24 protein-coding genes are annotated in these 22,334 nt (G+C 55.0%); 11 read left to right on the forward strand and 13 right to left on the reverse strand.

The features are described from left to right. Positions 1–153 precede the first annotated feature (153 nt). Entirely contained in the window at positions 154–1,095 is a 942-nt protein-coding gene (locus HK20_RS05185; RefSeq protein ID WP_086646005.1) for a helix-turn-helix domain-containing protein, read from the forward strand. Here the strand turns inward: HK20_RS05185 and HK20_RS05190 are convergent, their stop codons facing one another. The 3 genes from HK20_RS05190 to HK20_RS12940 form a co-directional block, all read right to left on the reverse strand. Beyond that, positions 1,096–2,301, reverse strand: coding sequence for an acetate/propionate family kinase (locus HK20_RS05190; protein ID WP_086646006.1), 1,206 nt, complete (start codon positions 2,299–2,301; stop codon positions 1,096–1,098). 27 nt (positions 2,302–2,328) lie between these two features. After that, the gene (locus HK20_RS05195) at positions 2,329–3,312 is read right to left on the reverse strand and encodes a bifunctional enoyl-CoA hydratase/phosphate acetyltransferase (RefSeq protein WP_198943882.1); all 984 of its coding nucleotides are present in this window, start codon (positions 3,310–3,312) and stop codon (positions 2,329–2,331) included. Between the two features lie 77 nt (positions 3,313–3,389). Next, a complete protein-coding gene (locus tag HK20_RS12940) occupies positions 3,390–4,484 on the reverse strand; it encodes a hypothetical protein (protein ID WP_086646008.1) in 1,095 nt (364 codons plus the stop codon). A gap of 70 nt (positions 4,485–4,554) precedes the next feature. On the opposite strand from HK20_RS12940, the gene HK20_RS12945 reads away from it, so the two are divergent. From HK20_RS12945 to HK20_RS05225, 4 genes are all read left to right on the forward strand, one after another. Continuing rightward, positions 4,555–4,800: a hypothetical protein gene (locus HK20_RS12945; protein WP_086646009.1), complete on the forward strand. Its 246-nt coding sequence runs from the start codon at positions 4,555–4,557 to the stop codon at positions 4,798–4,800. Positions 4,801–5,146: 346 nt separating this feature from the next. After that, entirely contained in the window at positions 5,147–5,428 is a 282-nt protein-coding gene (locus HK20_RS05215) for a hypothetical protein (protein WP_086646011.1), read from the forward strand. Then, on the forward strand, positions 5,421–5,720 hold the full coding sequence (locus HK20_RS05220) for a hypothetical protein (protein ID WP_086646012.1): 300 nt from the start codon (positions 5,421–5,423) through the stop codon (positions 5,718–5,720). The genes HK20_RS05215 and HK20_RS05220 overlap by 8 nt, the downstream gene beginning before the upstream one ends. Continuing rightward, entirely contained in the window at positions 5,717–7,291 is a 1,575-nt protein-coding gene (locus tag HK20_RS05225; RefSeq protein ID WP_086646013.1) for a PepSY domain-containing protein, read from the forward strand. The genes HK20_RS05220 and HK20_RS05225 overlap by 4 nt, the downstream gene beginning before the upstream one ends. A gap of 63 nt (positions 7,292–7,354) precedes the next feature. On the opposite strand, the gene HK20_RS05230 is transcribed toward HK20_RS05225, so the two are convergent. The 6 genes from HK20_RS05230 to HK20_RS05255 form a co-directional block, all read right to left on the reverse strand. Continuing rightward, positions 7,355–8,464: an S-(hydroxymethyl)glutathione dehydrogenase/class III alcohol dehydrogenase gene (locus HK20_RS05230; protein ID WP_086646014.1), complete on the reverse strand. Its 1,110-nt coding sequence runs from the start codon at positions 8,462–8,464 to the stop codon at positions 7,355–7,357. 15 nt (positions 8,465–8,479) lie between these two features. Continuing rightward, positions 8,480–8,755: a metal-sensing transcriptional repressor gene (locus tag HK20_RS05235; protein WP_086646015.1), complete on the reverse strand. Its 276-nt coding sequence runs from the start codon at positions 8,753–8,755 to the stop codon at positions 8,480–8,482. A 408-nt stretch (positions 8,756–9,163) separates the two neighbouring features. After that, positions 9,164–10,609: a PepSY domain-containing protein gene (locus HK20_RS05245; RefSeq protein WP_158093033.1), complete on the reverse strand. Its 1,446-nt coding sequence runs from the start codon at positions 10,607–10,609 to the stop codon at positions 9,164–9,166. Continuing rightward, positions 10,606–10,872, reverse strand: coding sequence for a hypothetical protein (locus HK20_RS12950; RefSeq protein ID WP_158093034.1), 267 nt, complete (start codon positions 10,870–10,872; stop codon positions 10,606–10,608). The genes HK20_RS05245 and HK20_RS12950 overlap by 4 nt, the downstream gene beginning before the upstream one ends. A 221-nt stretch (positions 10,873–11,093) precedes the next feature. Next, a complete protein-coding gene (locus HK20_RS05250) occupies positions 11,094–11,663 on the reverse strand; it encodes an NADPH-dependent FMN reductase (RefSeq protein ID WP_086646018.1) in 570 nt (189 codons plus the stop codon). Positions 11,664–11,720: 57 nt separating this feature from the next. Then, positions 11,721–12,590: a pirin family protein gene (locus HK20_RS05255; RefSeq protein ID WP_086646019.1), complete on the reverse strand. Its 870-nt coding sequence runs from the start codon at positions 12,588–12,590 to the stop codon at positions 11,721–11,723. Between the two features lie 163 nt (positions 12,591–12,753). On the opposite strand from HK20_RS05255, the gene HK20_RS05260 reads away from it, so the two are divergent. Beyond that, a complete protein-coding gene (locus tag HK20_RS05260; protein ID WP_255375213.1) occupies positions 12,754–13,644 on the forward strand; it encodes a LysR substrate-binding domain-containing protein in 891 nt (296 codons plus the stop codon). 9 nt (positions 13,645–13,653) lie between these two features. On the opposite strand, the gene HK20_RS05265 is transcribed toward HK20_RS05260, so the two are convergent. Continuing rightward, entirely contained in the window at positions 13,654–13,887 is a 234-nt protein-coding gene (locus HK20_RS05265; protein ID WP_086646020.1) for a hypothetical protein, read from the reverse strand. Between the two features lie 137 nt (positions 13,888–14,024). Here HK20_RS05265 and HK20_RS12955 point away from each other — a divergent pair, with 137 nt between their 5' ends. Beyond that, complete coding sequence (locus HK20_RS12955) at positions 14,025–14,192, forward strand: hypothetical protein (RefSeq protein WP_158093035.1); 168 nt, start codon at positions 14,025–14,027, stop codon at positions 14,190–14,192. A gap of 61 nt (positions 14,193–14,253) precedes the next feature. On the opposite strand, the gene hmpA is transcribed toward HK20_RS12955, so the two are convergent. Continuing rightward, the gene (gene hmpA, locus HK20_RS05275; RefSeq protein WP_086646022.1) at positions 14,254–15,468 is read right to left on the reverse strand and encodes an NO-inducible flavohemoprotein; all 1,215 of its coding nucleotides are present in this window, start codon (positions 15,466–15,468) and stop codon (positions 14,254–14,256) included. 204 nt (positions 15,469–15,672) lie between these two features. Between hmpA and HK20_RS05280 the strand changes: the two genes are divergently transcribed. The 4 genes from HK20_RS05280 to HK20_RS05295 all read left to right on the forward strand — a co-directional run bounded on the left by HK20_RS05280 (position 15,673) and on the right by HK20_RS05295 (position 20,810). Further along, entirely contained in the window at positions 15,673–16,890 is a 1,218-nt protein-coding gene (locus HK20_RS05280; protein WP_086646023.1) for a cation:proton antiporter, read from the forward strand. Between the two features lie 137 nt (positions 16,891–17,027). Beyond that, on the forward strand, positions 17,028–18,221 hold the full coding sequence (locus tag HK20_RS05285; RefSeq protein ID WP_086646024.1) for an MFS transporter: 1,194 nt from the start codon (positions 17,028–17,030) through the stop codon (positions 18,219–18,221). A gap of 22 nt (positions 18,222–18,243) precedes the next feature. Then, positions 18,244–19,590 carry an amidohydrolase family protein gene (locus HK20_RS05290; RefSeq protein ID WP_086646070.1) on the forward strand — a complete coding sequence of 449 codons (1,347 nt, stop codon included), beginning with the start codon at positions 18,244–18,246 and terminating at the stop codon, positions 19,588–19,590. A 68-nt stretch (positions 19,591–19,658) separates the two neighbouring features. Then, entirely contained in the window at positions 19,659–20,810 is a 1,152-nt protein-coding gene (locus tag HK20_RS05295) for an SMP-30/gluconolactonase/LRE family protein (RefSeq protein ID WP_086646025.1), read from the forward strand. Positions 20,811–20,835: 25 nt separating this feature from the next. Here HK20_RS05295 and fdhD read toward each other — a convergent pair whose 3' ends face one another. Beyond that, a complete protein-coding gene (gene fdhD, locus HK20_RS05300) occupies positions 20,836–21,666 on the reverse strand; it encodes a formate dehydrogenase accessory sulfurtransferase FdhD (protein ID WP_086646071.1) in 831 nt (276 codons plus the stop codon). Then, positions 21,659–22,297 carry a molybdenum cofactor guanylyltransferase gene (locus HK20_RS05305; protein ID WP_086646026.1) on the reverse strand — a complete coding sequence of 213 codons (639 nt, stop codon included), beginning with the start codon at positions 22,295–22,297 and terminating at the stop codon, positions 21,659–21,661. Before HK20_RS05305 ends, fdhD begins: the two co-directional genes overlap by 8 nt. Positions 22,298–22,334: the final 37 nt, after the last annotated feature.

A 22,334-nucleotide genomic window follows, 5' to 3' on the forward strand; every position in this document is an offset into this window, starting at 1 on the left:
AGCGGGTATGCGCTCAGTTATGGGGAGATATGCCAAAGGGTGAACCCAACGGATAATTCGGCTCACGTGTATTTGAGAAGGCAGAATGCGAAGTGTCGCATATCCGAAACGTAATACACGCCAGAGACATTTTTTGTGGATGGACAGGCGCACATGAACTCACTCATTTTGTCCCCCGGCGTGTGGTCCGGATTATCCCCCCAGCTCCGCAACTCGTGGCGTCGTTGCGCCGAGCAATATGCCATTCCCACGGATACAACGCTGGATACGGATATTCTGTGCTCGGCCGAACTGCGGCAGGCACGCGAGCGCATGGGCGTGACCATGAAAATAGCCGACCCGGAACTGGACCGGCTGCATGGTATTGTTTCTACGCTGGATTATAACGTGCTGCTGGCTGACCCGGCGGGGATTGTCGTCGCCCGCCGTGGTGCGCCACCGTTTGAAAAAGGGTGCCGCCGTTGGCACCTTTGGCCTGGCGCCAACTGGGCAGAAGCCGTAGCCGGCACCAACGGAATAGGCACCTGTCTGGTAGAGGGGCAACCGGTGACCGTCCACCGGGACCAGCACTGGTGCACAAAATTACGATACCTTACCTGCTCTGCCGTGCCGTTTTATGGGCCTGACGGTTGTGTCGCCGGGGCGCTGGATGCCAGCTCCATCCGTTCGGACCCTTCTGGGCGTGTGGCACTGATGATGGAAGCCGTGCTGGTTGATGCCGCGCGCAGGCTGGAGCGACGGAGTTTTCTGGAAGCCTTCCGGAACAGGACAGTCTTGCTGCTGGGTGAAGGGAACGGCATATCCCTGCCTATGATCGCTCTGGATGACAAACGCATTGTGGTGGGGGCGACCTACGCTGCCCGCTCCATGCTTGGAATAGCCAGCCCGGAGGTGGCCAGTGTCTGTTTTGATCTGGGAGCCAGAGCTGCCGGTGTGCCGGATTTTCAGGAGGCGGAAAGAACGGTCATAGAAGGTGCTCTGGCTATGGTGCAGGGCAAAATTGCCCCGGCCGCCCGCCTGCTGGGTGTAAGCCGCTCCACCCTTTACCGAAAACTGAAGAACCTGCCCCCTGCCCCGGCCCCCATAACCGGGTAGTTATGGGGTGTCCTGCACAAAGGGCAGGACGTTCTGGCAGATGACCAGTTCCTCATGGGTTGGTTCTACACGCACGCGGATTGCACTATCGGGGCTGCTGATGATGCTCGCATGGTTCTCATTGGCCTTATGGTCCAGCTTGAGACCCAGCCAGCCAAGAGCCAGACAGACATCCTGACGTAAAAGGGCATCGTGTTCGCCTATGCCGGCGGTAAAGACCAGACCATCCAGCCCGCCCATAATAGCAGCAAGAGCGCCAACTTCTTCCACAATCCGGTAGGCGGACAAGGCAAGAGCCTGCTGAATATGTTCTTGCAATGTGGGGTCCTGCTCCGTGCCCATATGCTCGCGCAGAACGCGCATGTCAGACGATACGCCAGAAACCCCAAGTAGCCCGGACTGGTGGTACAGGGTGTTGACCATAGTGTTCCAGTCCGCTTTTTCTTCCCGCAGCATGTAGAGCAGTACGCCGGGGTCTATCATTCCGCAGCGGCTGCCCATCATTAATCCATCTAGGGCGGAAAAGCCCATTGTGGTTTCAATACTTTTACCCCCCTTTAATGCACACAGGCTGGCGCCACTGCCCAGATGCGCCAGAACAGTGCGGCCCTTTGCCAGTGTGGGGTCTATCTGGTGCAGGCGTTGGGTTAGAAAATCGTAGGAAAGACCATGGAAGCCATACCGGCAGATACCTTTTTCGCCATACTGGCGAGGAAGCGGTAAAAGCCGGGCGATTTCTGGCATGGTGCGGTGGAAAGCCGTATCAAAACAGGCAATCTGGAGCAGGTTTGGCCGGTAAGCCATGATGGCATGGACCGGGGCAAGGGTTTGCGGCTGGTGGAGTGGCGCAAAGGGTGTCAGGGCTTCCAGTTGACGCAGGATTTCTGGCGTAACCTGTACGGGAGCTAGAAAATCTGGCCCTCCATGCACAATCCTGTGGCCAACCCCTACAATGTTGTGCTGGCCCTGCTCATGGTCGGCCAGCCAGTCCAGAAGGTACTCGAGTGGTTTTTTCTGGCTGAGTGGGTAGGTTGCGCGGTCAAGGAGCTGGTTGTTCTGGTCGGATGCGAAAAAATGGAATGTGTCCACATCATACTCAAGCCGCCCTTTGATCAGTTTGTGTATGGCCGGGTTCTGGCTGATCTGAAAAACCGTGAACTTGAGACTGGATGACCCGGCATTAAAAACAAGAACAACGTCTGACATGGGTGGTTTTCCGCAAAGCTGGGCGACTTAAAACGCGGTATTCTGTTGTGCCAGATGTCTGGCATACAGTGCGCCTATCGCGGCGGATGCCAGACGGGCCTGCACGCTGTCTGCCCGGCTTGTCAGCACAATGGGAACCTTGGCACCAAGTGCTATGCCCGCAGAGTCCGCCTGAGCCATAAAAATCAGGTTTTTGGCCAGCATATTGCCTGCCTCCAGGTCCGGCGTGACCAGAATTTGCGCCTGCCCGGCTACGGGGGATGACAGGTTTTTTATTCTGGCCGCTTCTGGGTCTATGGCGTTGTCCATACCCAGAGGACCATCGAGTATTCCCCCTGTTATCTGGCCGCGTTCGGCCATTTTGCACAGGCTTGCTGCATCCACTGTACTAGGGATTTTGGGGTTGATCACTTCCACAGCGGAGAGAATGGCCACTTTGGGCACTCCCAGCCCAAGCCCCGTATGCAGGTCTATGGCATTCTGGACAATATCGCGCTTGGTTGAAAGATCGGGGAAGATGTTAATGGCGGCATCGGTCACAAAAAGCAGTTTTTCATAGCCTGGAACAGCAAGCAGAAAAACATGGCTGATCCGGCGGCTGGTGCATAAACCATTGGTGGGAGAAACCACGGCATGCATGAGTGTGTCGGTATGCAGGCTGCCTTTTATCAACCCCTGCACATGCCCTGTTCGGGCCAGCTCCACAGCTTTTTGGGCGGCGGCTTCTGGTGTTGGTGCAGGTATGATCTGGTAGGGGCTTAGGTCTATCTGGTTTTTGCACGCTATGGCCTGAATACGTGGCGTATCCCCGATCAGAACAGGCAGGATAATCCCTTTTTGGGCGGCATCCAGTGGCCCTGCCAGAGCGTGGTCCTCGCATGGCCAGACAAGCCCGTAAGACACCGGTTCATGTGCTAGGGCGCGGTTTATCAGATCTGCAAAAAGCTGGTGGGATGTTGGCTGGCGTGGTGGAGGCATGGCCCCTGCGAAAAGGGGGGAAGTGTGTCTCATATCAGGTATGGCCCGCTCCGTGTGTTCCACCAGTTTTGCAACATGGCTGAAAAACGCGCCATTCGGCTACGTTCATCCTAATGAATAGGCGAATTGGGTATTCTGGCAGATACAAGATTGGGTGATGGCGTGCGGGCTGGTGCCGTGCTGGGTGGTGGGGCGCTGTCCACCACAATAACGGCCATTCCGGCAAGGGAGGATGGTGTTCTGTCTGTGCGTAGAAGAGCACGAAAACGCTTGTCGGTTGCGGCCTTGCGCTCGTATTCCACGTCCAGCAGGCCGTTTTTGTCGATATAGATGTTCAGTGCCGCTGGGATACGAATACACCCGGCCGAAGCCATATGGCCTAGCTGGCGTTCCAGAAAAACAGGATCGGTTGCGTGCATTTCCAGCCGTATGGGGCCTTGTTCGCGGCTGGGGAGCCACCCTTTTTCAGCAACCTGCCAGCCAAAATCCCAGACACGCATGCCTTTGGTGCCATTCCCCATGATCCCGTTTTCGTTTTTGGTGCCCTGTGCCCGGTAGCCTAGCCTTTCTGCCGTATTGGTAAAAATACCAACGGGCGTAATGTAGTGGTGCTTACGGCCGATTGTGCCGGTGGATATGCGTGTGCAGCCAATAATGGTCCATTCTGGCGTATCGGGGCGGGCCACAATAACGCAGGCACGTTGCACGGAGGGGTTGCGGTCTGCAACCACCACGGCCTGGGGTGTTTGAACAACGTAGCCGGACTGGCTGATCTGCTGGCGCGCCAGGGCTAGCCATGTGTCTTTCTGGGTAATGGTTGGGGTAAATGCGGCGGGTACGTCTTTTTGGAAAAGAATCCGAAGCCGGTCTATTTCCGCTTGTACCTGCTTCTCATCCAACTCCACGACTGCTGGTGCTGGTGCTGGTGCTGGTGCTGGTGCTGCGTTATCAGGCACAGGCGGCTTGGGCAGAGGGGCAACAGACGCAGTCTTAACAGGGTTTGCCGGTGTCGCTTTGGCCTGCTGAGCCGCAGCAGGAGCTTTTTTGGCAGGCGGAGTATGCAGGGGTGCCGCTATGTCCCCATTGGGGAAAAAAACATGAGGCGAGGACTCCCCTACAGCCTTGGAGAGTTCTTCTGCAAAATCCGCACTAGCAGAATACGGTGCTGCCTGAAGAGTTTGAGCGGCAAATAGGCAGCCAAACATAATCGGAAAGATTAAATGTCTCGCCGCGTACACCGGGTTCTGTTCTCCTGTTTTTTAAGTGCTGGTAACTATGGCACTTCTTGCTGGCAAGCGGAATATCCAAGATGATGGGTTTATTACCACTATGCTGCATGCAAGGGCTGCGCTTGAGTTGAGCCTTGGTGTTAAAAACCAAGGAAAATTGAGTATATCAAGCAGAAGAACTGGCAGTTTGCCACGGGTTGTGGGTGGAGAGGGCCTGAACACCCCGGTGGCCGACCCGACTGTGAACGAAGGCATCCCCTTTCCTCAGCAAACTCAGGTTGGGGCAGGTTGAATAGAACTTGCACCGGATTGTGACCTAAACACAACAGGATGATTTAACCACAGGTTATCCGGCATGGATGTTATTGACAGTAATTATCAATTGCATATACCTCCGCTATTCACATGATGTGGTGGAATAGACCTATGAGCCACATGACCTTGCTGGCCCGTTTTGTTAGGCCGGACATACTGCTATGTCAGCACCCGCTCTCCTGCTTTGCCGGGGCTCTGTTGTTTTGTGCGCAGGTGGCTGGTCTGGCCAGCAGGTATGCTCCGCTGCGTAGCAAGGTGAAAACCGTGGGCGATTACCAGTTGTATGCCGCTTTGCCGCTGAAACTGGCGGATGGAGGAAAGTGATGTCTGCCCTGCTTCTGCTTGGCGCCGGAGGCTGCACTCTGCTGTGTGGAGTGCTGTTTTACCTTTCATCCAAAAACCAGCGTATTTTTACGCGTAGACCTCATGCACGGTTTTGCCAGTCTGCCGCCATGGGGCTGGGTGTGCTGGCTGTGTGCATGCTTGGAGGTGTGGAAAGCACAATGAGTGCCTGTTTTATGGTCGTGCTCCTTCTCATGGTGGTTTGCAGCTTTTTTCCGTTGGTTATGGCCATGCTCCAGTCTGGAAAAAACGGTCATGACTGACTTGCCGCTCACTAACAGGCAGTGGCTTGCCAAGCTGGTGGCCGGCATTGTGCCGGGAATAATGTTCTCCTTTGGCTGCATGGCGATAGTGGGGTTGCTGTGCGGCACCACGGGGGAGCCGCGGACGGCTTCCGCCCAGTTTTTAATGTGGCTGGCCGTTCTGGTGTGGCTTGGCGTTATGGGGAGTTGTTTCCTGTTTCGTTCTGGTCTGCGCGCATGGGTCGTACTGGGCGGAGCGGCCATGCTTGTCTGGGGTCTGTTTGAAATACTGGCGAAAGTTACGACGGCATGAAAATCCGCCCCGATATTGTGCAGGTTTACCGGGAAGTTCATAGCTGGGTCGGTATTCTTTGTAGTCTGTTCCTGTTTGTGGCGTTTTATGCCGGCTCCATAAGCATGTTTGAACAGCCCTTACAGGTCTGGCTTACGCCTGCTCCCTCTCTGCCCCAACCAGTGGACCTGGCGGATACGCCCCAGCTTTTGCAAAAAGCCTTTGCCGAATACCCGGATGCAAGCAGCCATTATACAGTAGTTGTTAATCCGGATAACGCACGCCCTGCCCGTCTTATGTGGCCACAGGATCCAACGCATAGGGGCCACGGTCCGCAGGATTATGTGCTTGCCGCGCTCTCGCCGGATGGGGAGTTGCACACGCTTGTCAGCCGTCCATCAGAAATCCCTTTTTTTATTGACCAGTTGCACGAACAGATCGGCCTGCCTTTGCCACATACGGCAGCGCGTTACACGATGGGGTGTGTGGCTGTAGGCTATTTTCTGGCACTAGTATCCGGCGTGATCGCATTTTTGCCTGCACTCAAAAAAATGCTGTTTGCCCTCAGGTTCGGCAGTGCAACGCGCAAGGTCTGGCTGGACCTGCATAATCTTGTTGGGGTCTTTTCACTGCCTTTTCATTTTATTATTGCGGCAACAGCCGTTGTTTTTGCGTTTCATGAGCCTATTTTTGCCCTGCAAGGCAAACTGTTCCAGCAGGGGCAGCCGGTGGCACATGGTCCTGCGCAACAGCATGGTCACGCTGGGGATAGAAGCAAAGGCAACGGTACCCGCACCGTAAACTTTGAAGGGCAGATGCCACCACAAGCCATTCTGGTAGAATTACAGAAGCAGGCCCCCGGTTTTGTTGCCGATACGCTGGAGTATACAACGCAGTCAAACAGAGGAAAAAGCCGAACAACGCTCAGAATTACAGGGCATGATGAGCGTTACCCCACGCGCGGAGCCTCGAATGGTTTTGCTGTGGCGGACCCGGCTAGTGGCAAGGTTCTATCGGCAGATTATCTGCCGGGCCATCAGTCTGCTGGATTTGCGGCACTGACCGCGTTTGTCGCCCTGCATTTTGGGAGTTATGGCGGCCTTCCCGTGCGCTGGGGGTACTATTGCCTTGGACTGGGTGGAGCCTTTTTGTTTTATACTGGCTGCCGGTTGTGGATTACTGCGCGCCAAAAACGCGAACAGCAGGCAGGCAACCCGCAAACGCGTGCCACGTGGCTGCTCTCCTGCCTGACAACCGGATGTATTACGGGGTGCATAACCGGCATTGCCATTTTACTTCTATGTGCACCATTCTGGCCCTTGGGGGGCACTTATGCTCAGGCATCACTCGTATATTATACGGTGTTTTTGTTATGTATGAGCCTGGCTTTTCTCCTGCGTGAAAACCAGCGTGATCCATTACTGTTCTGTGTGGCGGGGTGTGCCAACATTGCCATTGTCCCGGCCGTGCTTATTGCCATGGTCGAGGGGCGGGCAATTTTACCTTCTCTTGGGGTTGGCATGGTGGCGCTGGTGCTGGGCTGTTTTTTGCTGCGCTCGGTCAAGCGGTCTACGTGCAGGCTGTCTGCCTGACCAGTATGATGTTTCTCCCTCAGTTTCGTAAGAAATAAAGGGAGAAACAGGGACGCGATAAACTCAGTAAATAATAACGGACCGGATGGATTTGCCATCATGCATCAGATCAAATGCATGGTTAATATCTTCCAACCCCATTGTGTGGGTCACAAAGGGTTTAAGGTCGATCCTGCCTTCCATGGCATCTTCCACCATGCCGGGTAGCTGGGTGCGGCCTTTAACACCGCCAAAGGCTGTGCCTTTCCATGTACGCCCGGTAACAAGCTGGAATGGGCGGGTGGAAATTTCCTGCCCTGCGCCAGCAACACCAATAACAACGGACTGCCCCCAGCCACGGTGGGCGCATTCAAGTGCGGCACGCATGACATTTACGTTGCCAATACATTCAAAGGTATGGTCCACCCCCCACCGCGTTATGTCCACAATAACCTGCTGGATGGGTTTGTCGTAGTCCGCCGGATTCAGGCAGTCTGTTGCTCCCATGGAAGTGGCGAGTTCAAACTTGTCCGGATTGGTGTCTATGGCAAAAATCCGGCCAGCCTTTGCCTGCCGTGCGCCCTGAATAACCGCAAGCCCAATACCACCCAGACCAAAAACGGCAACGCTGTCACCCGGCTGCACTTTGGCCGTGTTATGTACAGCGCCAATACCGGTTGTTACACCGCACCCGAGCAGGCAGACATGTTCGTGGTCAGCATGGGGGTTGATCTTGGCAAGTGAGACTTCAGCCACAACTGTATATTCACTAAAAGTGGAGCAGCCCATGTAATGGTACAAAGGCTGACCGTTGTATGAAAAACGGCTGGTACCATCGGGCATGACCCCCTTGCCCTGTGTCTCGCGCACGGCAATGCACAGGTTGGTTTTGCCTGACGTGCAGAACTCACACTTCCCACATTCAGCCGTATAAAGCGGAATAACGTGGTCTCCGGGCACGACGGAGGTCACGCCTTCGCCAACCTCCACAACCACGCCTGCCCCTTCATGCCCTAAAACGCAGGGGAACAGACCTTCGGGGTCACTGCCCGAGAGGGTGAACGCATCCGTGTGGCAAACCCCTGTGTGGGTAATACGGACCAGAACTTCCCCCTTTTTGGGAGGAGCTACATCAATTTCCACAATTTTCAGGGGCTCACCGGGAGCGAAAGCAACAGCAGCACGGGATTTCATGATCGTTCCTTGTGGTTATTTCAGATAGGTGCGTACGAGGGACAGAATGGTGTCGATGCTTTTCTTTTTTTCCGCATTAAGGTCTTGGGCCGAACCAAACTCCTCATGCACATACATCCCCATGACTTCGGACATGAGGCCGTTAACCGCACCGCGTATTGCCGCAAGTTGCTGAAGCACGGGAGCACAGTCCGACCCAGCCTCCAAAGCTCGTTCCAGCGCGTCGCATTGCCCACGGATCCGCCGCAGGCGGGTAAGCGCTTTTTTCTTATCTTCTGGTGTATGGGGCATTCTGCATGTTCGTCCTTTTACTATGGGGGAGTATAGTATCCCGCCGCGTGCTTGGCTATGGCTTTGTGTTGTGCCGCATGACCACCGTATGGGGAACGTCCCTGCATGTTGGTTTTTACGGGTTGCAGTTATCGTTTTTTTTCAAGAAAGCAGAAAATAACTGCAAAGATGACGCTGTTTACGGAGAGCAGCATAATACAGACTGCCAGCGCAGGAACCGCTGGGGCCGCCAAACTGACTTTGATTGCACAACCGAATGTGATCAGAGCAAACAGACGTAACGCAATACTCTGGTTTTTGGGTAGAAGGCTGCGGGTAAATCCCAGCCTGTTCCGCACAAAAGCAAGGCTACAGGCCCAGAGCATACAGGCGGCAACAATTGTGCTCTCGGTCAGGCCCAAAACTGTTTCAGTCATGGCTGCGCCAGACGGGCAGAAAGCGTAAACTCCCCATGGCACTTAGCCCCGTTAGCAGGAACATGCCGTTAACAGTCAGGTGCAGCATGGACCCCCACGCCTGTAAAGGCACGGTCAAACCATCAATGACCGGGAGTGCAAGGCCTATCAAACCGGTTGCCCAGGCGATTATGCGCACGCTTTTGTTAATGGGTATGACCATAACCAGCAGGAGGCCGCTCGCCCATACGGCAAAAAAGCCAGCCACTTCCAGTGCGGCACGGGCCTGCCACTGGACGGGGATGAGCCTGTTCAGCACAAAAAAGCTCAGGCAGGCGGTAATAAGCCCTCCGAGCAGTGCAATGTTCAAACGCTTTGCCAGACCAAAGGCATGTGTGGTCTGTTTTTTCTGCCTTGCTGTATAATAGACAAGGCCACTGGCCACCATAATGCTGGATGCCAGACCGCCGGCAAACCAGAGCCAACGCAACAGTAGCCCCATGCTGCGGGCAAGGTGCAGGCCGTTCAGGGTATAAAACGCATTTTCGATAGGTGATGGCTCTTTGCTTTGGCTCAGGAATTTTCCCGTTTGGCTATCGAACTCGGCAGACAGATCATTTGCATTCAGGCTGTCATGCTGAATGGCGGAGAAAGTGGTTTTGCCATCATCAAACAACACATAAGACGGCATCGAACCCAAATGGGCCTGTGCCTGCTGGAGCATGACCACCAGAGAGGCCTGTGGCGCCCAATGCGTGGAACTTTGCTGGGGAGCTTCAGTCTGTGTCGGTGGTTCCTGCTCAAGCTGCAGGACGGGTAGTGCGTTTTCCGCTGTTAAGATCAGGCCGGACCATGTGATCATGATATGGAAAGGGAGCATGGCACTCCCTGTAAGAACATGCAGGTCCAGTAGGCTGCGTGGCAGGGAAGCTTTGAGCCGGAGCGTAAAATAATCTGGCACAAGGCGTTTAAGATGCAGCAGAACACCAGAAAGCACCAAGGCAGCAAACGCAAAGGCGATCATTGCAACTAACCGCTCACCCCACGGGTTTGGCAGGTGCAGCGTATAGTGGAAGTTAAAGAAAAAACTCCCCCCTTCTGTCTGCCGAACAGGAATTGGCTGGCCTGTGTGCGGGGCCAGAACCGGTCCAACAAAACTATGACCATCATAATGCAGGACGCGTAATGTGGGGTCACGCGCATCTGGTAACAGTAAAAAAGAAGGCGGCGCGCCCGCACGCTCATCATCACGCAGGATTTGCTGTGCATGCTCTATGGCGGTGGGGGTGAGCGAGGTCTTGTCGGGAATAATCGCGGTTTCTGGCTGCATCCAGCGCGTTAATTCGGTGTCAAACAGTGCGAGCGTGCCTGTCAGGAAAATAGCAAAGGCTGCCCACCCACTTACAAGCCCAGCCCAGCGGTGCAGCCATGCCAAGCGGGAGCGGCGTGCGGGGGTCATGCGTGCAGCACCAGAAAAAGCCCGCCACAGGCTGCAAGTCCGGCACTTCCCCAAAGAGCATAAAGGGGGCTTTGAACCCAAAATGCCCATACCATGCCAAAAGGTGCCAGCGCGCTGGCCAGAACACGATACCCCGGAGTGGTGACTTGAGATATTGCTGGGGACAAGGCCACAAGGGCAGACCCCCATAGCACCAGAGCAAGCCAGACCAGCAGGGCAGCCGTAATGCGGCAGGCATAAGCGTGGGAGTTTTTCACACGCATGTCCATAAAATGCCTGCCTGCCCCCCTGCCCTGTTCCACGTTGCGTGTGAGCGCACCATAAAGCGCGCTCTGCGTGAGCGAAGTGGCATTAAATGCGCGACAGGCATGGGTGGCGGGCTTTCCTTATCTGGAACAGATCCAAATGCACCGCCTTGTAATGCGAATTACTCTCACCCTCAAGCGTGTGAGGGGTATGTTTGGCTCGACCGCCATATAAAAAACTACCGCTGTAGTGTTCGGGCCAGATCCGCCAGTGCGCTAATCTGTCGTGTCAGGAACTCACGGGTGGGTTCATCTGTCAGGGCCAGTGTTTGTGGGTCAATTTTGCTTGTGGCAAGCCCGATCATGGCTTCAGGTTTGTTCAGAACAAAAGCATCCAGAAAAACAAGGCTCTGGCGTAAATGATACTGCGCCCGTGCGCCCCCAATCTGCCCGGGTGATGCGGTTTGAATGGCAACGGGCTTTTTGGCAAAAGGCTGGGGCGTTACGCGTGAGAGCCAGTCTATGGCGTTTTTGAGCACACCGGGTATGGAGTAATTATACTCAGGTGTCACAATGATTACGCCATCTGCAGCCTGAATCTGCTCCGCCATGTTCAGCACCGCAGGAGGGAAACCCTTATCCTGCACGTCCTGACTGTAATGGGGAAAATCGGCAATGCTACCCAGTGCGGAAATGGATACCCCTTCTGGGGCAAGTTGGGGCAGGCTACGGGCAATGGCCGCGTTAAGGGAAGCACAGCGTAGGCTCCCCAGAAGCGTTACAAAATGCAGGTTTGCAGAAGGGGTCATGCGATTTGTCCTTTTTTGCAAAGCAACGGAGTGTTTTTGGCCAAGAGTTAAGGCCGCCTAACTGGGGATTCCGCCAAAACGGCCATTGCTGAAGTCTTCAATAGCCTGCCGGATTTCTGCACGGGTATTCATGACAAAAGGACCATACCCTTCAATGGGTTCGTTAAGGGGGGCTCCGGTCAGTACCAGCAGGCTGCTTTGCACATGCGCATGAATGCTCACCTCTGTCCCTTTGTGTTCCAATAGAACGAGTTGCGCACTGCCAAGTTCCTGTGCATCATTAATACTGAGCTGCCCTTCAAGGGAGACAACGGCCGCGTTATGCCCTTCCGGCAGGGACAGGGTGACCGATGCCCCCTGTGCCAGTTGCACGTCCCATACATTCAGCGGGGAAAACACCTGGGCTGGCCCCTGAGTGTGCCCATACTCGCCCGCAATAACGCGCAGGGACCCAGCGCCATCAGGTAACTCCACTGTGGGAATATTCTTGGCCAGTAGCGTCTGGTACGCTGGGGGGGCCTGTTTGTCCTTTGCCGGAAGGTTAACCCAGAGCTGGACCATCCTGAACGCACCTCCGGTGGCAGCATAGGCCGGGGAATGAAATTCCTGATGTACAATACCGCTGCCTGCGGTCATCCATTGTACATCGCCGGGGCCGATGGTGCCGCCTCCACCTGAGGAATCCCGGTGTTCGACCTCCCCATCATAAACGATTGTGACGGTCTCAAACCCCCGATGCGGGTGTTCCCCTACCCCGCGGCGCTCTTCTGTTGGCTGGAACTGGTGCGGACCAGCATAATCAAGCAGCAGGAATGGGCTAAGATGCTGACCCAGAGTGGAGTAGGAAAAAAGGGAACGGACGGGAAAACCATTTCCCACCCAATGCCCGCGGTCGTTGCCGTAACGCCCCAGAACCTTTTTGTGCATGGTTTTCCTCCAGATGTTGGAACAGGCAGCAATCCCCGCTCCTTGTTGCTTATCCTCAACATAGAAGTCGTGTAATGTTCTATAAAGAGTTACGAATGAAACATTGCGTTGCATGAGAGGGACGATGAGAGACCTCAACGACTACTATTATTTTGTCTAGGTTGTGGACTACAGGGGCTTCTCATCTGCCGCTCGGGCAATTGGTGTGCAAAAATCGCTGTTAAGCCGCCGGATTGCTGTGCTGGAAACGTTTTTGAACACCAGACTGCTGCAACGCTCTTCCCGTCATTTTTCCCTCACTCAAACTGGGCTGCGGTTTTACGAGCACTGCAAAGTCATGCTGGCTGAAGCGGAGCTGGCGGAGCAGTCCATTGCACAGTTGCAAGCAGAGCCATGCGGCTTAATACGTATGAGTTGCCCTGTGGCATTACTCAATTTTCAGTTCGGGGCTATTTTATCCCGGTTTCTGGTGCGTTACCCCTCCGTTACCTTGCAACTGGAGAGCACAAACCGGCGGGTTGATGTTCTGCAGGAGGGGTATGACCTTGCGGTGCGGGTGCGGTTTCCCCCCATCGCTCCATCCGATCTTGTCATGCGGGTCTTGGATACCAGTACGCAGTGTCTGGTTGGTGAGCCTGACATACTGGCGGCACAGTTGGCAACTCCTGCCGATCTGGCTGCTTTCCCCAGCATGGACTTTCATACCAACCCCGCAGAACACTGCTGGAGTTTGGAAAATGAGCAGGGGCAGTCTGCCACGGTCTTTCATACACCACGGCTGGTAACGGATGATCTGGCCGTGCTGCGGGAGGCCGCGCTGGCAGGCGTTGGTATTGTGCAACTCCCAACGATTATGGTGTGGAAGGATGTTCAGGCCGGACGGCTTGTGCAGGCTCTGCCGCAGTGGACACCCCGTGCAGGCCTTGTGCATGCGGTTATTCCATCACGCAAAGGCATTATGCCAGCAGTGCGGGCCTTGCTTGACTTTATGGCAGAGGAATGTCGCCAGCAACGGCACATGGCGACTTCCACCTTTCTGGCCCAGAACCCGTGAGGGGTTGAACTATTTACTGCGGTAATAAATGCCTGTGTTGTCACACTGATAAATGGTTTGGTCAGATGTAAAAAATCCAGTGGACGGCTGCGTTCCGGTAATGACGCAATGGTGTTCCAGAACAAACTGGTCCCACTGTTGCTGGCGGTAATTATGCAGGACCTTAGACCCGCCCCACATGATCCCACCAACAATCAGAAATGCTGAAAACCACAAAATAAATTCTTTTGTGCTCTTGCTCATGCTTCATATCCTTGCAGGATGTATTTGGTTCAGGCACTTGGTTTTGACCTTCGCCCATATGAAACAGAGCGATAAACGCTATCTAATTACTTTTTAGCTATGTGGTAAATAGCGTATTGATGCCGGGCGTAGAGGTAATGATTATCCTATTTATTATTTTTATTTATAATTCAACGCAGGACCGTGCTGAAAGTTTTTCACGGTTGTTGCCGCCGCACATTGTTGTGTCCCTGATGGCGGCAAAGCACGGATATTTTACCGTGCAGGTAAGGCAGGCCCACAAGGCAACAGGGCTGCCCACATAAACAAATGCGTAGGCAGCCCTGTTATAAACATTTCAGCAACGTGTATTGCGTGCAACCCGCTTTAGGCGGCGGCGAGCAACTGCGCATCCGATGCAGAACCAAAGAACTCGTAATGAATCTGTGCCGGGGCAATGCCCTGCGCTTTAAGCGCCAGAATAGTGTCCAGCATGAACTGCTCAGGCCCGCAGACCCAGTAATGCGCATCTGGCTGAACCTGCGTTGCCAGCCATTCGGCTGTTACCCGGCCAGAGTGCAAAGCCAGTCCGGGCAGTGGAGATGTTTCTGCCGGTGCGCCTGCACTGTAAAAAATATCGGCCTTGATAACACCTTCAGCCACCAGTTTTTGCACATAGGGAGCAAAAGCCTGCGTGTCGGGGGCATGCACACCATGCACAAAGTGAATCGGACCGTGGGGAAGTTTTTCAACTGCGCCCAAAGCGGAAATAAAGGGTGTCAGCCCAACGCCCGCGCTGATGAGCACGTTCTTTGTGTTTGGCTCAGATTTGAAAACAAAATCACCCGCAGGGGCAGAAACCTGCAATTCGTCCCCTTCCCTGACCGTGTCATGGAACCAGGAGGAAACCACGCCACCATCGGCCTTGCGGATGCTCAGGCGATAATGGTCGGATGCCGGGGCGGATGAAATGCTGTAGTTGCGGCGCTGGGACCCATGGCCGGGAATATCAAGCTTGAAGCTCAGATACTGGCCGGGTTTGTGCTGCATAACGGGCTTATTGTCGCTTGGTACGAGTTCAAACGAGCGGATTGTGCTGCTTTCCACCACAATCTTGCGCACCGTAAAGCTGCGCCATCCGGTCCAGCCTCCGGGAGTGTCTGCGTGTTCCTGATAAATCTGCTTTTCCCGGCCGATCAGAACATCCGCCAGAAACCAGTATGCCTTGCCCCATGCATCCATAATTTCGGGCGTTGCGGCATCGCCCAGTACGTGGGCAATGGCACCCAGCAGGGCTTCCCCTACAAAAGGGTAGTGCTCTGGCAGAATGTTAAGGCCAACGTGTTTTTCGGCAATACGTTCAACCATGGCGCCAAGTGCGCCCAGATTATTGATATTGCGGGCATATGCCAGTACGGCAAGGGCAAGGGCCTTGGGCTGCTCCCCATCCTTTTGGTGTGACATGTTGAATAAATCACGAATTTCCGGATTAGCCAAAAGCCTCCGGTACATTTCGTGCGTTATATCCAGCCCATGGGCTTCAAGGGCGGGAACGCAGGCGGAAACAATTGACCGGGTTTTGTCATCAAGCATTGTGCTCATGGGACGCATCCAAAAGATGTAAAATACAGATACCTTTAGTAAGGCTGATTACATAAGGTGTCAACAAAATACATCTTATGTTTGATGAATATGTTCAGCCAAAGCCATGAGTGCTATGAATAAAAAGCACCTAGGCATGCAAAACTTGCATATCGTGCGGGTAATCCGTTACAAGGGACAAAATTCAACAAAAAAGGATGCAATATGGCAAATTTGACAGCGCTTTTGACCGACGCCGCAATCTTTGTGTTTTTCCCTTGGGCTCTGTGGCGGCTCATGCAAAAAGCGCTGCCAATAGCCGTGTTGCCCATTCTTGTGGGTATTGCCCTTGCCGTATGGCATGTGCCCGTGCAGCAAATGGGTATTCCCTCCGTTTACGGGAACACAATTGGCTGGGTTGCCGTGCTGGTGCTGGCTTTTACCGCCGGGCTGGAAATGTGGCAGCATCCCGGTGGGGAACCTTCAGGGCAGGACTTTGCACAGCCTACAATTGGTCGGCTGTTTGGTGGGGCTGCCGTAGCACTGGGTATTCCCTTTTGTGTTGGTACGTTTCTGGCTTACACGGTTTTTCTGCATCTTCATGGCTGGCAGGCACCAGACGCAACACCTTGGGTAGCGGCGGCATCTATTGGCCTGTGCATTGCAGTGAGCGCCCTGCCGGTTCTGATCGGTGTTGTGCGGGAGCTTGATACCGCCCAAAAACCTTTGGGGCAGTTAGCGCTCAAGCTGGCCGTTGTGGATGACGCAGCATTGTGGATCGGGCTGGCGGCCCTGCAGTTTGCCGCCCGTGGTTCTGCCGCCCTGCACGGTTGGACAGGGCTGGAAGCGCTGGCTGTTCTTTTGCTAGTGGGGCTGGCTGCCGGGGGGTACTGGGCTTCTCACCATTTCCGTCATCCGCCATTGGCGGTTATCTGGCTGGCCATACCGGTTTATCTGGCGGCTGGGTCCTGGGCGAGCATGCAGCTTGGCCTGCATGAATTGATCGGTGCCTATTTTGCCGGTGCGATTATGCCACCGAGCTGGGTGCGCCGCCTGCCGGTGGAAGCTGTGGGAACGTTTGCCCTGATCTGGTTAGCCCCGATGTTTTTTGGCCATAGCGGGCTGCATATTAATGGGGATGCCTTAACATGGCCCTCTGTTGTGGCATCCCTGTCGCTGGTTGTTATTTCCATGGTGACCAAAATTGCAGCCGTTTATATTTACCCACCCGCGGCCGGCCTTAAACCAAGGCAGGCGCTGGGCGTTGGCGCCCTGCTCCAGTGCAAGGGGCTGATGGAAATTGTGGCCGCAACCATTTTACATGGTCAGGGTATGCTGTCGGACTTCGGGTTTGCATCCCTTATGGTTCTGGCCGTTATTTCCACCACACTCACGGGCCCATTATTCAGGCTGTTTGCTCCCCGCAAATCCGGAGCTGCGTGACAGGCGGGGCTTATAGCGCCCCTCACAGCATTGTCATGCAGACAGGTCTTGGCAAAAAGCCTGACTTGGCCAAGACCTGAACAGGGTTAAAGGCCGTGCACAGGCACGGCCAGTATGGCGAAGGAGCTGGAACCTTAATGCCCAGCGCTCCCACAGCAGAACAGGACAAGGCACCGCGTTTGCTGGTGTGGCTCGCGGTTGCGCTTTTTCTGTCTTATCTGGCTGTTGCCATGTCTATGCCCACAACCTCGGTTTATGTGGCAACATCGCTGCATATGGGCAATGCCCTTGCTGGGCTGGCGGTTGGCGTTGCGTTTGTCTCCACCATTCTGACCCGTGGCTTTGCCGGCCGGTTTGCTGACCATAAAGGCGGCAAGCGCTGCATGCTGTTTGGTCTGGCGTTTTATGCCGTAAGCGGTGTTCTGGCCCTTATGGTTTCCTGGCTGCCAGCGCCGTGGGCTGCTTTTGCCATGCTTATGCTGGCAAGGTTGATGCTGGGGCTGGGGGAAAGCCTGACTGTTGTTGGCCTGCTGGCATGGGGGATTGGGCTGATGGGGCACCAGCGCTCGGGGCGGGTGTTGTCCATTGTGGGAATGGGGATGTATGGCTCGCTGGCGGCTGGTAGCCCAGTAGGGTTGGCCCTGTACGATCAGGGAGGCTACGCACTGGTTGCCCTTGCCTGCATGGTTACGCCACTGCTTGGGTTTGCTATGGCTGCACCCGTTGTGGCTGTACCTCCCCATGGGGGAGAGCGGCAACCAATCGGCCGGATTATCAACAAAATTTCCGACCTTGGTCTGGTGGTCTTTTTTCAAGGAATTGGGTTTGCGGCCATAGGTGCCTTTATGCCGCTTATGTTCCTGCACAGGCATTGGCCCCATGCTGCTCTGGGGCTTACCTTTTTTGGTGTAGCTTTTGTGCTGGTCCGGGTTCTGTGCAGCCATCTGCCAGATAGGCTGGGGGGAGCACGTGTCGCTTTTGTGTCCATGGCGGTGGAAACGGGTGGGCAGATTTTGCTGTGGCAGGCCTCCGGCCCAAGTGTTGCGCTGGCTGGAGCCTTTTTAACTGGTTGTGGCTGTTCCATGATTTTCCCCTCCATGGGGGTGGAAGTTGTCCGGCGGGTATCTCCGCAAATGCGGGGAACAGCCATGGGCGGCTTTGCAGCTTTTCAGGACCTTGCCTATGGGGCTACCGGCCCCCTGACCGGCCTGCTGGCTGAATGGGCGGGAGACGGTGCCATTTTTATGGTCGGGAGCATGGCGGGGCTTGGTGGGCTTCTGCTGTCTGCCCGTCTGGCCTGGTATGAGCGCGCCGCAGTGGCGGCGGACTAGAAACAACAGGATGGATATGCGTATGAAACCCCGCGTTATAGTCGCCGCCCTTCTTCTTGGCTTGCCCGTAGCAGGTCATGCCCAGACTGCGCCTGTGGCGCTGACCCATATTCGGATTATAGAAGGCACAGGTGCTCCCCCGGTTGAGAATGGAACTGTTCTCATGCAGGACGGCGCAATTGTTGCAGCCGGTCGGGATATACCTCTTCCCCCAAATACCCGTGTTCTGGATCGTTCGGGCATGAGTGTCTTACCCGGTCTAATTTCCGATCACAGCCATATCGGTCAGTTGCAGGGGGTGCTGACAGGGCCGCAGTTTTATACGGCAGATACCATTACAGCCGAACTGGCACAGTACCGGCGTTATGGGGTGACTACCGTTACAGCGCTGGGGAATAATGTTCCGCGCGTGTTTGACCCTATGCGCAAGGATGCCCATATGGGGCTATTGCCGGCAGACCTGTTTGGGGTTGATCAGGGGATTGGTGTGCCTAAGGGGGCCCCACCGGTTCATGTTGCTCCGGATCAGCTCTTCCGGCCTCGCACGGAGGCAGAGGCCCGGCAGGCGGTGGATACCATGGCAGCCGAAGGCACAGACCTGATTAAAATATGGGTGGATGATTTTGACCACTCTCTTCCCGTTAAAATGGACCCTGCCATTATCAAGGCTGTTGTGGATGAAGCGCACCAAAAACACCTGCGCGTGGCTGCCCATATTCATGACCTGGACGATGCGGAGCATGTGGTAACAGCCGGAGTTGATATTCTGGCCCATGGTGTGCGTGACAGGTTTGTACCCCCATCTTTTGTGGCCATGCTCAAGGAGCGGGGAATTTGGTACATCCCCACACTGGAGCTGGATGAAGCCACAACAGCATGGGCTGACCAGCCTGCGTGGGTGAAAACCCCATTTGTTGAGGCTGGCCTGTCTGCCCCCTTGCAACAGCAGATCAACAATCCCGCCTGGCAACAGGAAAACAAAGCCGGTGGCAAAGCCGATTTTGCCCGTACCTCCCTTGTAACCAACCTGCAGAACCTGAAAATATTGTGGGCCGCAGGCGTTAAAATCGGCTTTGGCACGGATAGTGGGGCAACACCGTTGCGGGTTGCCGGGGTTGCGGAACACCGGGAACTGGCACTGATGGTGCAAGCTGGCCTGCCCCCGCTACAGGCTCTGCACATTGCAACGGAAGAAGCCGCAGCATTACTCGACCTGCATGACCGAGGCGTTATTGCAGCAGGTAAAAGGGCTGATCTGCTGGTTGTGGCAGGCAATCCCGCCAATGTAATTTCTGATACCGACCGTGTGGTGGAAACGTGGGAAAATGGCTCTGCCGTAGCCGGCCCCATATCGCTCACACCCCGGTAAGGACCGTTGGATACCAAATTACGCCAGAAAACAGGTAGGTTAGGCACACAGAGCGGGGGGATGCAGGAATGAACAGAGTGGGACCTTTTTTGCTGGTTGCCGGTTTATGGGCAGGCCAGTTGTTCCCCACGCCCATGCAGGCGCAGACCATAACAGATAACAACGACCCTGCTTTTGGCCGTAACGGGCAGGTCCAGATTATTGCCAGCATACCCACGCCAGACCCCTCTGGCGTTGCTGTAGTGAATGGACGCTTGTTTTTGACCTTTCCCAAGCATGATGGTGACCATACAGGCCCGGTGCTGGCAGAATGGAAAGATGGGCGTCTGGTTCCTTTTCCCTCAGCCACGTTTTCCGCTGCATCAAGGGGGGCACCACAGGCACGGCTGATTTCGCCCCATGGAATGACAACAGACACCAAGGGAAACCTGTGGGTTATTGATGACGGCAAAATTAAAGGGCAGCCCATTCCAGCCGGGGGCGCCAAGGTAGTTGGGATCAACCCTATAACAGGGCAGATTATTGCCAATGTGCCCCTGACAACTGCATTGCTGCCCCAAAGCCATATGAACGACCTGCGTATAGACCTGACACACGGTGCAAAAGGCACTGCATACATTACGGATAGTTCGTTTGACGGGCACCCGGCTCTGGTGGTGCTGGACCTTGCCACAGGTAGGCAGCGCCGCGTGCTGGAAAATACGGTCTCTGTTCTGCCTGATCCGGGGTACCAGACTGTGCTGGACGGGCGCGTACTGCATTATGACCCGGCACATCCGACTTTTCCCGCGGGTGGGGCGGATGGCATTACCCTGTCTGCCGGGTCTGATCGTGTTTATTATGCGCCTTTGGCCAGCCGACGGTTATATAGCCTACCGACAGCAAAACTGGCTGATTTCTCCCTCACTTCTGCTCAGTTAGCGGCTCTGGTTGTAGATGAAGGGGAAAAAGGTGCGGCGGATGGGGTGGCAACCGACCCATGGAACCGGATTTACACCACAGCAGCCGACCATGATGCCGTGTTCCGCCGCAACCCGGATGGCACGTTTGAACTGCTGGCCTCGGACCCACGGTTTGTCTGGCCCGATGGCATTTTTGCAGATCATCAGGCCGTTTACGTGGTTTTAGGTCAATGGAGCCGCCTGCCCCGTTTGCATAATGGGCAGGACATGCGCAAACCGCCCTTTCTGGTCGCCAGAATCCCCATTACTGCCCCTTAAAAAAGTAGCGATGGTGAGGGCTGTCTCAGATTCCTTCCGGTGATGGAGGGAGAAGGCATATGGTGTCTGGCCTGGCGGGAGAGATAAGCGTAAGCCCGGCGTGCTGTGCCGTTCTGAGCGCCATGGCCGTAGGGGCGGAAAGCGAGACAAGGGCGCGCATGCCTGCGGCTATGGCTTTGCTGGCCATTTCGTAAGAACAGCGGCTGGTGAGCAGACAAAACCCGTTTGCAAAACCCGGAGTGTTTTTAAGGCCATGGCCGATAAGCTTGTCGAGCGCATTGTGCCGCCCCACATCTTCCCGGATTGCTGTAATGGACCCATCAGGGGCACACCAGGCAGCTGCATGGAGCATGCCTATACCAGCATTGAGTGTCTGGTGGTCCCGCAGGTGCCGTAATGCGTGGCGTATGGCAGACAGGTCCGGTGTATAAGCCTCAACTGTGTTCTGGTCGCGGGCAACAATGCTGCTCATGTCAGCCCCACAGATGCCACAGCCAGTGCGCCCTGCAATCGGCCGCCTGCTGCGCGCCAGAACCGTGCGGAGCGCATCAGCACTTATGCGCATATCCACCTTTAACCCACCGGGTATAGAAGATATGGCGATATGCCTGATTTCGGAAACATCTTTAACAAGACCTTCCGTTATTGAAAATCCGATAGAAAAATCATCAATATTCTGCGGAGTTATCATCATAACGGCATAGTCTATACCGTTATAGACAAGAGAAAGTGGCACTTCTTCTGCCAGATTTAATGTCTCATTTACGGTCTGAGGCGCGCAGTCTTGCGCATTTTCCCAGATTATTCTTTTGACATGGCAGGGTTCTGAAACGGCAAAAGATGTTTGCTCATGCACCACGGTAGCTGCTCCCGGACTGGGCCTGCCCCAGTGAACGGACTTCATGCAGGTCTTCGGGGGTATTGATGTTCACAAATGGATCTGACGGATAGAGGTGAGAAAAATCTATTGCCTGCGCATTCAGGGCATAAGCCAGAGTGCAAACCCGTGTTGTCTGTTTTCGGTTCTGCTCTGTTACGCTGGCCAATTGTGCGGCCAACACTGCACGGGCTTGGGTAACAGGCCATAATGCGACCAGAGAATGACGCTGCTCCGCATAAATTGCATAAGATGGCGCGGGCAGCAGAGTGCCAGCCAGATCATGCGGGATAAAGGGCGTATCAACTGGCACACTGAGCAACGCATCAAACCCTGCGGCTTCAGCCCATTCCAGACCACTTAACAGCCCGGCCAGAGGGCCTACGTCAAAATATGTGTCAGGCAGAACCGGGTAGTGCCAGGCGTTAAACCTTTGTGGGTTGCCATTGGCACTTATGGCTATGCCGCTGCATTGCTGTTCAAGGCGGGTAATAACCCAGTCGATGCAGGGTTTATGGTCTATGTCCATAAAAGCCTTGTCCGCATAATGCATACGCCTGCCCTGCCCGCCTGCCAGCACTAGTCCTGCTATTTTTAACGTATGTTGCATAATAAGCTGTGTCTCTACCCGTTTGTGCTGGTTATTG

Source organism: Acetobacter sp. DsW_54, assembly GCF_002153575.1.
Classification (GTDB): domain Bacteria; phylum Pseudomonadota; class Alphaproteobacteria; order Acetobacterales; family Acetobacteraceae; genus Acetobacter; species Acetobacter fabarum.